This is a genomic window from Pseudomonas sp. ME-P-057, assembly GCF_030208975.1.
GTDB lineage: Bacteria > Pseudomonadota > Gammaproteobacteria > Pseudomonadales > Pseudomonadaceae > Aquipseudomonas > Aquipseudomonas lutea.
The window spans coordinates 19,089-31,427 of record NZ_JARVSX010000002.1; the positions used below are offsets into that span (position 1 = coordinate 19,089).

12 protein-coding genes are annotated in these 12,339 nt (G+C 59.8%); 7 read left to right on the forward strand and 5 right to left on the reverse strand.

All coding sequences use genetic code 11. The annotated features are described in order from the left end of the window. Positions 1-1,119 (reverse strand): dTDP-4-amino-4,6-dideoxy-D-glucose aminotransferase VioA, encoded by a 1,119-nt coding sequence (gene vioA, locus QRN48_RS01415; RefSeq protein ID WP_285348502.1) that lies wholly within the window; start codon positions 1,117-1,119, stop codon positions 1-3. Positions 1,120-1,562: 443 nt separating this feature from the next. On the opposite strand from vioA, the gene QRN48_RS01420 reads away from it, so the two are divergent. Both QRN48_RS01420 and QRN48_RS01425 read left to right on the forward strand, forming a co-directional pair. After that, complete coding sequence (locus QRN48_RS01420; protein WP_285348570.1) at positions 1,563-2,804, forward strand: glutamine synthetase family protein; 1,242 nt, start codon at positions 1,563-1,565, stop codon at positions 2,802-2,804. A gap of 54 nt (positions 2,805-2,858) precedes the next feature. Next, entirely contained in the window at positions 2,859-4,325 is a 1,467-nt protein-coding gene (locus QRN48_RS01425; protein ID WP_191945404.1) for an MFS transporter, read from the forward strand. Positions 4,326-4,636: 311 nt separating this feature from the next. On the opposite strand, the gene QRN48_RS01430 is transcribed toward QRN48_RS01425, so the two are convergent. The 4 genes from QRN48_RS01430 to flgA all read right to left on the reverse strand — a co-directional run bounded on the left by QRN48_RS01430 (position 4,637) and on the right by flgA (position 7,226). Continuing rightward, positions 4,637-5,377: a flagellar brake protein gene (locus tag QRN48_RS01430; protein WP_191945403.1), complete on the reverse strand. Its 741-nt coding sequence runs from the start codon at positions 5,375-5,377 to the stop codon at positions 4,637-4,639. A gap of 82 nt (positions 5,378-5,459) precedes the next feature. Further along, a complete protein-coding gene (locus tag QRN48_RS01435) occupies positions 5,460-5,927 on the reverse strand; it encodes a flagella synthesis protein FlgN (protein WP_037011643.1) in 468 nt (155 codons plus the stop codon). Between the two features lie 49 nt (positions 5,928-5,976). Beyond that, positions 5,977-6,294 carry a flagellar biosynthesis anti-sigma factor FlgM gene (gene flgM / locus QRN48_RS01440; protein ID WP_037011641.1) on the reverse strand — a complete coding sequence of 106 codons (318 nt, stop codon included), beginning with the start codon at positions 6,292-6,294 and terminating at the stop codon, positions 5,977-5,979. A 170-nt stretch (positions 6,295-6,464) separates the two neighbouring features. Beyond that, positions 6,465-7,226: a flagellar basal body P-ring formation chaperone FlgA gene (flgA, locus tag QRN48_RS01445; RefSeq protein WP_285348508.1), complete on the reverse strand. Its 762-nt coding sequence runs from the start codon at positions 7,224-7,226 to the stop codon at positions 6,465-6,467. A gap of 73 nt (positions 7,227-7,299) precedes the next feature. Here flgA and QRN48_RS01450 point away from each other — a divergent pair, with 73 nt between their 5' ends. The 5 genes from QRN48_RS01450 to QRN48_RS01470 all read left to right on the forward strand — a co-directional run bounded on the left by QRN48_RS01450 (position 7,300) and on the right by QRN48_RS01470 (position 12,318). Further along, positions 7,300-8,232 (forward strand): chemotaxis protein CheV, encoded by a 933-nt coding sequence (locus QRN48_RS01450; RefSeq protein ID WP_122534843.1) that lies wholly within the window; start codon positions 7,300-7,302, stop codon positions 8,230-8,232. 45 nt (positions 8,233-8,277) lie between these two features. After that, on the forward strand, positions 8,278-9,105 hold the full coding sequence (gene cheR, locus QRN48_RS01455) for a protein-glutamate O-methyltransferase CheR (RefSeq protein WP_037013138.1): 828 nt from the start codon (positions 8,278-8,280) through the stop codon (positions 9,103-9,105). 1,644 nt (positions 9,106-10,749) lie between these two features. Then, positions 10,750-11,157 (forward strand): flagellar basal body rod protein FlgB, encoded by a 408-nt coding sequence (flgB, locus tag QRN48_RS01460; protein WP_037011630.1) that lies wholly within the window; start codon positions 10,750-10,752, stop codon positions 11,155-11,157. A 3-nt stretch (positions 11,158-11,160) separates the two neighbouring features. Next, on the forward strand, positions 11,161-11,604 hold the full coding sequence (gene flgC / locus QRN48_RS01465; protein WP_037011628.1) for a flagellar basal body rod protein FlgC: 444 nt from the start codon (positions 11,161-11,163) through the stop codon (positions 11,602-11,604). A 15-nt stretch (positions 11,605-11,619) separates the two neighbouring features. Next, positions 11,620-12,318 carry a flagellar hook assembly protein FlgD gene (locus tag QRN48_RS01470; RefSeq protein WP_037011626.1) on the forward strand — a complete coding sequence of 233 codons (699 nt, stop codon included), beginning with the start codon at positions 11,620-11,622 and terminating at the stop codon, positions 12,316-12,318. Positions 12,319-12,339 lie beyond the last annotated feature (21 nt).

The following is a 12,339-nucleotide window of genomic DNA, read 5'->3' on the forward strand; positions in this document are numbered from 1 at the left end:
TCAGGCCCCGCGAGCGCTGAGCAAAATGTCGATGATGGAGTCCTGCTGCTCGTCCGTCAGGTCGGGGTAAATCGGCAGGCACAGCACGCGGCTGGAAATCAGGTGAGCATGGGTCAGCCTCGCAGCGTCCGAACTGGGCAAGCTGCGGTACATCGGGAATTCGGTGATCAACGGGTAGAAGTAACGGCGCACAAGGACATCGCGTGCACGATAGCGGTTGTACATCTCGTCGCGGCTCACGCCGAATCGCGAGGCCTCGATGAACACCGGGCAATAGGCGTAATTCCAGTCCACACCGGCCGGCTGTTCCAGCAACGTGATGCCCGGCAGGTCTGCCAGCGCTTCGGCGTAGCGGTCGAACAAACGCTTGCGCGCCTGCAGCGCAGCGTCTATGTGGCGCAACTGGAGCATGCCGAACGCGGCCTGGATTTCGTTCATCTTGCCGTTGATACCCGGCGCCATGATGGTGACTTCATCGGCAAAGCCGAAGTTTTTCAGGTAATCAATGCGCTGCTTGGTCTTGCGGTCGTGGCAGATGATCGCGCCGCCTTCGAAGGTGTTGAAGACCTTGGTGGCGTGAAAGCTGAGCACCGACAGATCACCGTGATTCAGCACGCTGGTGCCATTGTGCTGAACACCGAATGCGTGGGCAGCGTCATAGATGACCTTCAAGCCGTAGGTGTCGGCGATTTTCTGAATGGCATCGACCTCACAGGGGATCCCGTAGCAGTGAACAGGGAGGATCGCCGTGGTCGCCGGCGTGATGGCCTCCTCGATGCGCTTGGGGTCCAGGTTATTGGTCAGCGGGTCGATGTCGACGAACACCGGCTTGAGGCTGTTCCACAACAGCGAATGAGCAGTGGCGACGAATGAATACGGCGTGGTGATCACCTCGCCGGTGACGCGCAAGGCCTGCAGCGCGGTGACCAGCGCCAGGGTCCCGTTGGAGAACAGGCAGACGTGCTCGACGCCCAGGTGTTCGGCCAGCGCGGCTTCCAGCTGCTCATGGAACGGCCCGCCGTTGGTAAGGCGCTTGCTGGCCCAGATTTCCTCCAGAAACGGCATGAACTCTTCCAGCGGAGGAAGCAGTGGACTCGTGACAGGAATCGAATTGGACATGGACAACAAGGCTCATGGGCGGTTGAGAACCCTACGACCGCAGCAGGCGTCGAGCGGGGGCGTCACATGGCGCGCTTCAGCCGGTGCCGAAAAAATGGCGTCTGAAGGCGGCGTACAGCTTGGGTAGCAAAAAATCGGCCAATACCTGTCACGCCCATGGAGTAACGGGTTATCAACAAAGCCGCCACTGTGCGCGGCGCTGATCCAGACCGGCCGGGACGACGGCCTACGCTGCCTGTTCCAGCAGGTTTGGGAACCGTCGCTTGATATTCCGAACGCCTGACGCTTATTTTGTACGCCTTGCCGCGATGCGGTGTGCCCAACGAAAAAGGACTTGAGTCATGAGTAGCGATGACCACCATTCACTCGCGCAGCGACTGATGGGCATTGATGAAATTGAATGCGTCACGCCGGACTTGAATGGCGTGCCACGAGGGAAGGTGATGACCGCCGATGGCTTTCTGGAAGGCCGTCGCTTGCAGCTGGCCCGCGGCGTGCTGCTGCAATGCATCATGGGCGGCTACCCGCCGTCCAGATTCTACGGCAGCGACGACGGCGATCTGGCGTTGGTTGCCGACCCGCAGCAGACCCATCTTCTGCCATGGAGCGACGAGCCCCGCGCCTTGGCCATCTGTGATGCCGACGAGCTCGACGGTCAGCCATCGCCTTTATCCACGCGTAGCCAGCTCAAATCCGTCATTGCCCGCTATGCCCGTCATGGCTGGTCGCCGGTAGTGGCCACCGAGCTGGAGTTTTTCGTCTTCGCCGCCAACCCCGATCCGACCCAGCCGTTTCAACCACCGGTCGGTCTGGACGGTCGTCGGGAAGACGGCCATTCAGCGTTCAGCATCAGCTCCAACAACGGGCTGCGGCCGTTCTTCAAGGAAGTCTATGCCTGCATGGCCGCGCTCGGCCTGCCGCGCGACACGGTGATGCACGAGATGGGCGTCAGCCAGTTCGAGATCAATCTCCTGCACGGCGATCCGCTTTTACTCGCCGACCAGACGTTCCTGTTCAAACACATGCTCAAGGAAGTCGCGCTCAAGCACGGCCTGATTGTGGTGTGCATGGCCAAACCGCTGGCGCACACGCCCGGCAGCTCGATGCACATTCACCAGAGCGTGGTCGAGACCGCCACCGGGCAGAACATTTTCAGCGACGCTCAGGGCGAAGCCACTGCGCTGTTTCATCATTTCATCGGCGGGCAGCAGGCGGCCATGGCCGATTTCACTGCGTTGTTCGCGCCGAACGTCAATTCCTACCAGCGCCTGTGCCATCCCTTCGCCTCGCCCAACAATGCCTGCTGGTCGCATGACAACCGTGCGGCAGGCCTGCGCATTCCGGCCAGTTCGCCGGTCGCCCGTCGGGTCGAGAACCGTTTGCCCGGCGCGGATGCCAACCCCTATCTGGCCATTGCCGCCAGTCTGGCTGCGGGTCTGCATGGCATTGAGCATTCGCTGGAGCCATCGCCGCCGATTCAAGGCGAGTTCGTTGTGCCCGATAATCTGTCGTTGCCATGTACCTTGCACGCTGCCCTGGAACGTCTGACTCGCAGCTCGCTGGCCAAGGAACTGTTTGGTGCCGAATTCATCGAAGGCTACATCGCGTCGAAGACCCTGGAAATGACCAGTTTCTTCAACGAAATCACTCCCTGGGAGCGCCGCGTTCTGGCCGCTCAGGCTTAAGAATCGCTGTTCGGAAATCCTCTGCAGAAGAGGGTTTCTGTTTTTTGGAAAGCTATGCGCCAAATCTGGAAGTCCTTTCGAGCGCTGTACTTCGCTTCGCTGATGATGTTGATCGGCTCGGGCCTGTTGAGCACCTACTTGGCCCTGCGTCTGGCGGCGGATCAGGTCGACGGTTTGTGGGTCGGCGCGTTGATGGCGGCCAACTACGTCGGGCTGGCGCTGGGCGGCAAGATCGGCCACCGGCTGATCGGGCGAATAGGGCACATCCGTGCGTACGCGACCTGCGCCGGCATCGTCGGCGCAGCGGTGCTGGGCCACGGACTGTTTGACTATCTACCGGCTTGGATCTTCCTGCGGATGATCGTCGGCCTGGGCATGATGTGCCAGTACATGGTCATCGAGAGCTGGCTCAACGAGCAGGCCTCGCCCAAGCAGCGCGGTACGGTGTTCAGCCTGTACATGATTGCGTCCTACCTGGGGCTGGTCCTCGGGCAATTGATCCTGGTGGTCCACCCGCAGTTGGGCCCTGAGCTGCTGATGCTGGTGGCGATGTGTTTTGCGCTGTGTCTGGTGCCGGTAGCCATGACCCGCAGCATTCACCCGGCGCCGATGCACCCGGCGCCGCTGGAGCCGCTTTTCTTCATGCGCCGCGTGCCCCAGTCACTGACCACGGTGCTGAGCGCCGGCATGGTCATCGGCTCGTTTTACGGTCTGGCGCCTCTGTATGCCGCGCAACAGGGGTTGTCGACCGAGCACGTCGGCTTGTTCATGGCCAGTTGCATCGGCGCGGGCCTTATCGTCCAAGGCCCGCTGGGCAAGTTGTCCGACCGCTACGACCGCGCCTGGCTGATCCGTGGCGTCGCCGGCTTGCTGGTGCTGGCATCGCTGCCGCTGGCGGTGCTGCCCAATGTGCCGATGGAAGTGCTGTTGGCGGTGGGCTTCGTTGCCTCACTGCTGCAGTTTTCGCTGTATCCCCTGGCCGTGGCCTTCTCCAACGACCACGTCGAAGGCGAGCGGCGCGTCTCCCTGACGGCCATGCTGCTTATGACCTACGGCGTCGGCGCCAGTATCGGCCCGCTGGTCTCCGGCGTGCTGATGAAGATGTTCGGCAGCAACATGCTCTACGCGTTCGTCTGCTTCGTGGCATTGGTGCTGGTGACGCGGATTCGTCCGAAGGCTGTGACCAACCTGCACCAGGTCGAAGACGCACCGCTGCATCACATCGCGATGCCCGACAGCATGTCCAGCTCACCGCTGGTGGTTGCCCTCGACCCCCGGGTCGATGAGCAAGTGGTACAGGATCAGATGCAGGACGTTGAGCCTGAGCCTGAGGTTTCGCCTGATGTGGCAGCCGAGAGCGACGTGCAGCCGGAGATGGTCGAGCGGGTTGTGGCGTCAGGCGAGGGCGTTGTGCGGCCGGTGGCGATCATGGATGAGGAAGTGGCTGTCGAGCCTGAGGCGTCAGGGCTGGACGAGACGACCGAAGTGCGTCGGGATGTCGGGGTGGATCGGCCTTTGTGATGGGGGGGCTGCTGATTTGGCCCCCACATGTCTCGTTACTCATGCTGAAGCTGCGCTAACGGCAAAGCCATGTGGGAGCGAGCTTGCTCTGGGGCGCATCCGGGCGATGGCGGGGTGTCTGTGAAATGGATTTCGGCGGACTCACCCTATTCGCGAGCAAGCTCACTCCTACAGGTTTCTGCCTGATGCCGACATTTTGACCGATGCAAAACCTGTAGGAGCGCGCTGGATTGCGGCGCCGTCCGAAACTCGAGCGACCCCGCAAACGGCTCTGAATCAGTTAACTACGATGTCGCCTGGGCAATAGCCGATCAAAAATCGTCGTCTTTGTCGAAGCGTCGCGCTTCACGCTGCAACTGGTAAACAAAACGCTCGACCTGACGCTGCACCAACCCGCTCATGTTGTGGAAGCGCACGCCGGCGAATGTGGTGTTGATGCGCTCTTCGAAGTGCAGGTAGCGCAGCTCCACCGGCGTGGTCATGTTGCCGAAGGGCAGGGCGGCGATGAAGCGTTCGTAAACCTGACCCAACTGCATGCGTTCGGACACATCGCCTTCGAAACGCAGCTTGCAACCCAGCGCGGAGACGTCCAGCAATTTGCCGCGCAGCGGAGACTTCAGCTTGTCGCCACCGATCTCGACATTGATCAGCGAAGCGAGCTTGAGCGCCGCACGGAATGCGTTACGGCGCTGGTGATAAACCACTTCTTCGGGGAGGGGGCCGCGATAACTGCGCGGTTCTTCGATCACTGTCAGCTGTGCTTTGCTTTCCCAGGCGATCCGCACGCCATCGTGGAAGCCCTCGACTTTGAAAGGTTCGCCAGCCGCGAGGAAACGCTCACCGTCGCGCGGGATCATCTCGTCGAAGGTAACCGCGTTAGTGTCGCGGTCGACGTCGATGACGTAACTCTGAAAACGCTGGCTACGCTCGTGAAAAGTGATGATCAGCGGGTCATGACTTTCCATCAACAGCCGTAGATTGGCGGCGATTTCGAGGGGGGTGTTCAGAACCTTCGGGGGCTGCGGAACATCGTCCGCGCTTGAGGCATTCACGGTCTATCCATCTCCAGGCAAATAACGACAGCGTGCAGCGCGCGGCATATTGCCACCATGCTGCGCGCCTTGATACAAGAACTTACGCCTGGCTGAGCGGACGCGGTCTGGCCTTGCCCGACGTCGAGCCGCGGCTATCGTAGAGCGTGGGGGTGTCGCCGCCGTTGAGGATCCTCAACTGCTGTGCCGTGGTGAGTTGCTGGAGCTGGATGAGGCTGCCGTTCTGCTCATTGGCTGCCTGGCATTCACTCATCAATGCGCTGAGTTCATCGCCCGAAGCCAGCAAGGCTTCGCCCACTGAAGAATGCCGGGCCACTTCTTCGAGTCCCGCCCGATTGGCGGGCAGGCCCAGGCTGGTCATCAGCTGGGTACGTCTGCGTCCATGCTGCTCAAGCACGATCACCAGCGCCTGTTTCTGCGCCAGGATGTGTTCCATTTCGACCATATTGCGCCCGTGAAGAGCCACTGACTCGGCTTTCAGGATGTCCAGCAGATGCCGGGCCGGCGCAATGTCGTCCGTGATGAGTTGAAGCAATGTAGTGTCTTGCATCGCATGCCCTGGTGTTTAAGCGTCCAGAAGCCCCTGCGCAGACCGGGGGCTAGCGCTGGGCTTCGAAGTTAAGCAGTTTGCTTGCAACACGATTGCTGTCGACCTTGTAGCTGCCGTCGGCGATCGCCTGCTTCAACTCAGCCACGCGGCTGCTGTTGACGACTGGCTGATCACGCAACGAATCGCTGATCTTCTGCAACTGTTGAGCTTCGCTGCTCAAATGTACTGCCTCACCGCTACCGGGCACGCTCGAGGTGCCGCTGACCGCTGCCGTAGCTTCGGTTTTTGCGGCTTCCTTGGTGCTGGCGGTACGAGTCGTACTGCCAACGGTAGTGGAGCTGTTCAAACGGTTGAAGTCGATGACCATGATTGAAAAACCTCTGGGTTCTAGGACGCTTGCCTTGGTTTCGGCCAAACCCGGAATAACTTTAGGGCCCGTGCGAAAACAGTCTCGAATGGACTTCGCACGGGTCATTGGGGTTCCGAGTGTAGGAAAAGCGCAGGCACAGCGCCAGAGGTCTTGCCTTCAGATGTGACTTACATAGCAACCTCGACCTGGCCGGGGGCCACGATATTGGCTTTGATCACGCGTTTGGAATTGAGGTTCTTTACCCGTATTTGCTCGTTGAAACCGCCGTCCGAGAGTGCTTCGCCCGGCATGCGCACGCTCATTGAACCGCTGCGCGCGCTGATCACGACCTGATCACCCTTGTGAACCATTTGTGGTTGATCCAGATGCACCGGCGTCAGTATCTGATCGATGACCGTTGGTCGGACAACCTTTTGCCCGATCGCCTGATCGAGTGAGTCCAGGAATCCCTGACCCAACAGACTGACGTCACGTTCACGCAATGCCACATCGCCCTCGGACACGATGGCATCACGCTTCATCGGGCGAACTGCGGTGACCACATTGCGGTACAGATGGACTTGGGCGGGAACGAACACCGTCCACGGCGACGTGCCTTCACAGCGAACGCGCACGGTGACGCGGCCAATCGGCTGGGCCGGGCTTTCCAGTGAGGCTGTCAAATCCTTGTCACACAGCGGCATGCGCAGACGAGGGTCGAGTTGCTTGACCTCGATGTCGTAACGGCCTGCGGTCTGGTTGGTTGCCATATAGTCTTCAACAGTGAATTCAAGAAAGCCCTGGGTCACGCCGATAAGGGTTTCAGGCAGCGTCATGTTGTCCGCACGGCCCAGGCCAGCGGCACACAACAGACACAGCGCAACGAGCACGCGAATGAAGCTGCGAGTTGCGGGTGCCGGGCGTCGGGATACTGTCGTTTGTGTGTTCATGATGAGTAAATAGCAAGGCCCGTGCCGCTTACCGATTCGGTAGCGCAATTGGTCGTTTTGGGAGGAGTGGTGCATGGCTGGTGTGATGGATTCAGTAAACCAGCGCACTCAACTGGTAGGGCAGAACCGCCTTGAACTGTTGCTGTTCCGTTTGGACGGCAAGCAGTTGTACGGGATCAACGTGTTCAAGGTAAAAGAGGTGCTTCAGTGCCCGAAACTTACCCACATGCCCAAATCCAGTCCGATTGTGCGCGGCGTGGCAAATATTCGTGGCGGGACCATCCCGATCCTCGACCTGGCACTGGCGACCGGCGGCAAGCCGCTGAGCGACATCGCCAATTCCTTCGTGATCATCACGGAGTACAACACCAAGATTCAGGGCTTCCTGGTGCATGCGGTGGAACGCATCGTCAACATGAACTGGGAAGACATTCATCCGCCACCCAAGGGCACCGGTCGCGACCACTACCTCACGGCGGTGACGCGTCTGGACAACCAGTTGGTGGAGATCATCGACGTCGAGAAGATCCTCGCCGAAGTGGCGCCGGTTTCCGAGAACATCTCGGTCGGCGTGGTCACGGCCGAGGTGCAACACAAGGCGCTGTCGTTGCGCGTGTTGACCGTGGATGACTCGTCGGTGGCGCGCAAGCAGGTCACCCGTTGCCTGCAAACCGTGGGTGTGGAAGTGACGGCGTTGAATGACGGTCGTCAGGCGCTCGAGTTCCTGCGCAAACTGGTCGATGAAGGCAAGAAACCGGAAGAAGAATTCTTGATGATGATCTCCGACATTGAAATGCCGGAGATGGATGGCTATACCCTTACTGCCGAGATCCGCAGCGATCCGCGCATGCAGAAGCTGCACATCGTGCTGCACACGTCGCTGTCGGGCGTGTTCAACCAGGCGATGGTGAAGAAAGTCGGCGCTGATGATTTCCTGGCCAAGTTCCGGCCGGATGATCTGGCGGCGAGGGTGGTAGATCGGATCAAGGCGGCAGATATCAGCTGAGGAGGGGTTTTCCTCCTTGCTGTTCACATGATTTTGAGAGGCGGCATGTCGACAGGTAATTTGGATTTTGAACAGTTCCGGGTCTTCCTGGAAAAAGCCTGCGGCATTTTGCTGGGTGAGAACAAACAGTATCTGGTGTCCAGCCGTCTCAATAAATTGATGGAGCAGCAGTCCATCAAGTCGTTGGGGGAGTTGATTCAACGCATTCAGACCCAGCCGCGCAGTGGCCTGCGCGAGCAGGTGGTTGATGCGATGACGACCAACGAGACGCTGTGGTTCCGCGATACGTACCCCTTCGAAGTGCTGAAGAACAAGGTGTTGCCTGAGGCGATCAAGGCCAGCCCTAACCAGCGCTTGCGTATCTGGTCGGCGGCGTGTTCGTCAGGGCAAGAACCGTATTCGCTGTCGATGTCGATCGATGAGTTCGAGCGCAGCAATCCCGGGCAGTTGAAATCGGGCGTGCAGATTGTGGCGACGGATCTGTCGGGCACGATGTTGAACAATTGCAAGACGGGCGAATACGACAGCCTGGCCATCGGTCGTGGTTTGTCGCCGGACCGTCTGCAGCGGTTTTTCGATCAGAAGACGCCAGGGCGCTGGACGGTGAAGGCGCCGATCAAAAGCCGCGTCGAGTTTCGTTCGTTTAACTTGTTGGACAGTTATGCGGCGTTGGGCAAGTTCGATATGGTCTTCTGCCGCAACGTGTTGATCTATTTTTCGGCGGATGTGAAGAAGGACATTTTGTTGCGGATTCATTCGACGTTGAAGCCAGGGGGCTATTTGTTCCTGGGTGCGTCGGAGGCGCTGAACGGGTTGCCGGATCATTATCAGATGGTGCAGTGCAGTCCCGGGATTATTTATCAGGCCAAGTGATTGTTTGTGGTTTTGATTGGCTGAGAACCCCGCTTAGGCGGGGTTTTTGTTTTGTGTTGGCGCTGGGATTGTTGGCTGGCTCTTGATCAGAGCGGCGCTTTGAGGGGGCTGCCTGTCGGCAGAACTGTTTCGCCTTCGGCGAGTTACTTGATAGAGCCCCGCCTTCAATTTCAAAGAGCAGCCAAGGGCTTGTGCTCCTGGTTTGGCCCTCCTTCGTCGGGTTCCCTCACTCCGGTCTTGCTCCTGTGGGCCCGCGCCGGACGGACATCCCTGTCCTGACGGCGCTCTCGCGGCATCCATGCCGCTCGGCCCACTGCGCAAAACCTGCGTTCAGCCTGCACCCAAGTCGCGTTTTGCGGTGACTGAGCTTTTTGCGCAGGAAAGAGCAAAAGCAACAGCCACAGCAAAAGCAAAAGCTTCCCGGCTGAAGCCAGTACTACGGGATGCACGCACCTCTCTGTAGGAGCCGGCTTGCTGGCGAACGCGGTGGTCCAGTCAGGCGGATGGTGGCTGGAAGAATGCCTTCGCCAGCAAGCCGGCTCCTACAGAAGACCGCGTAGACCCGGCCAGATCGGCGCATGCAGGACGCAGAGCGTCCGAGGCGGCATTCCCACGCGGAGCGTGGGAACGATCACAAGCAACAGCAACAGCAACAGAAATAGCGACAGCGAAGGCAAAAAACGTCCCGGCAAAAGCCACTCCTACGGATGCACGCAGCTCTTTGTAGGAGCCGGCTTGCTGGCGAACGCGGTGGTTCAGTGAGGCGGATGGTGGCTGGAAGAATGCCTTCGCCAGCAAGCCGGCTCCTACAGAAGACCGCGTAGACCCGGCCAGATCGGCGCATGCAGGACGCAGAGCGTCCGAGGCGGCATTCCCACGCGGAGCGTGGGAGCGATAACAGAAGACCGTGTAGACCCGGCGGGATCGGGGATCGCAGGACGCAGAGCGTCCGAGGCGGCATTCCCACGCGGAGCGTGGGAACGATCAACAGCAACAGTAGCGCCAACAGCGGCAGCAACAGCAACAGCAGCTCGAAAGCAAAGCTTCCCGGCTAAAGCCGGTCCCACAGTCGAGGTTGACGCCATTTTATCTGGGTAAACGCGCTGCTCTTTAGTGGGACCGGCTTCAGCCGGGAAGCTGTTGATCTTGATCTTGATCTTCATGCACAGCCAGCCCAGACGATAACAATCGCGACTTGGGTGCAGGCTGAACGCAGACGACGCGCAGTGGGCCGAGCCGCATGGATGCGGCGAGAGCGCCGTCAGGACAGGGATGTCCGTTCGGCGCGGGCCCACGGAGCGTCGTCGAAGTGAGGGAACCCCGACGAAGGAGGGGCCCAACCAGGAGCAGGCACCCTTGGTTACTTGGGGTGCCTTTCCAAGTAACTCGCCGAAGGCGAAACCGGAGGCCGTTAGGCCGACGCTCTTGATCTATATCCAGCCCCTCGTGCGAAAGCGCAATACGGCAAAAAAACGGCACCGCTCTTGCCACTTTCGTCCCATCAAGCGGAAAACCCTTGCCGCTTTTCTGTCATCACTGCCACCCAACCCTCTGCAAGCCCCGTAAAACGGCACTTCCAGCAACTGGCACGCCACTTGCTATAACTCCTGCAAGTACATCTGGTCAGCCCTCAAAGGTCCCGACATGAGCATCAGTTTCGACAACGCACTTGGCATCCATGAAAAGGCACTCAACTTCCGTGCCCAACGTGCCGAAGTGCTGGCCAACAACATTACCAACGCCGACACGCCCAACTACAAGGCGCGGGACCTCGACTTCTCCAAAGTCCTGGCGGCGCAAAGCGACAAGACCACCAATGGCCACTTCGCCCTCGACATGACCAACACCCGTCACATCGAAGCCGAAGGCATGAGCGATGGCGAAGCCAGCCTGCTCTACCGCACCCCGTCGCAGCCGTCGCTGGACCAGAACACCGTCGACTCCCAGGTCGAGAACGCCAATTACGCCGAAAACGCCATCGGTTTTCAGGCCAGCTTCACCTTGCTCAACAGCAAATTCAAAGGGCTGGTTGCAGCCCTGCGCGGAGAGTAATCCATGTCCCTGTCCAGTGTTTTCAATATTGCCGGTAGCGGCATGAGCGCCCAGAACACTCGCCTCAACACCGTGGCCAGTAACATCGCCAACGCCGAAACCGTGTCCTCCAGCATGGACCAGACCTACCGCGCCCGCCATCCGGTGTTCGCCACCGTGTTCCAGGGTCAGCAGTCCGGCGGCAGCGGCTCGCTGTTCGAAGACCAGGGTCAGGCCGGCACGGGCGTACAGGTGACAGGCATTGTCGAAGACGCCTCCAACCTGGAAGCACGTTACGAGCCAAACCACCCTTCGGCGGACAAGAACGGCTACGTCTACTACCCGAACGTCAACGTGGTCAACGAGATGGCTGACATGATCTCGGCCAGCCGTTCGTTCCAGACCAACGCGGAAATCATGAACACCGCGAAAACCATGATGCAGAAGGTCCTGACCCTCGGTCAGTGATAAGGGGCACGACACATGACTTCCATCAGTAATAACACGACCACCGACTACCTCAAGTCGCTGCAGGCGCCGACCTCCGGCAAGACCGGCGACAGCACCACCGGCGCCAACAGCCTGGGCAAGGACTCGTTCCTGCAGCTGCTGGTGACACAGATGCAGAACCAGAACCCGCTTGATCCACAGGACAACAGTGAGTTCGTGGCCCAACTGGCGCAGTTCAGCAGTCTTGAAACCATGCAGAACCTGAGCACCTCGGTCGATGCCATCGGCGGAATGTACCAGTCTTCCCAGGCGCTGCAGGCGTCTTCGCTGGTCGGGCGCTCGGTGATCGCCGAAGCGGGTTCGACCAACGTCGACACCACCAAAGGCATGAGCGGCACCGTGGTCGTACCGGGGGCCAGCTCGCTCACCACCGTCAAGATTTACGACAGCACAGGCACCAATGTTGTCCGCACCATCGACCTGGGCGATGCCAAAGCAGGCAACACCCCCTTCGAGTGGGACGGCAAGGACGAAGCGGGCCAGCCGCTCGAATCGGGCAATTACAGTTTCGTCGCAACCGGCACCGTCGAGGGCGCCAACACTGGCTTCAAGACGTACCTGCCGGCAACGGTCAGCAGTGTGACCATGGGCACCTCGGGTGCAGCAATGACGCTCAACCTGGCCAACGGCAGCAACATCGCCTTGTCCAAAGTTCAACAAATCGGAATCTAGAGCCGACTAGACGGCGCAGGA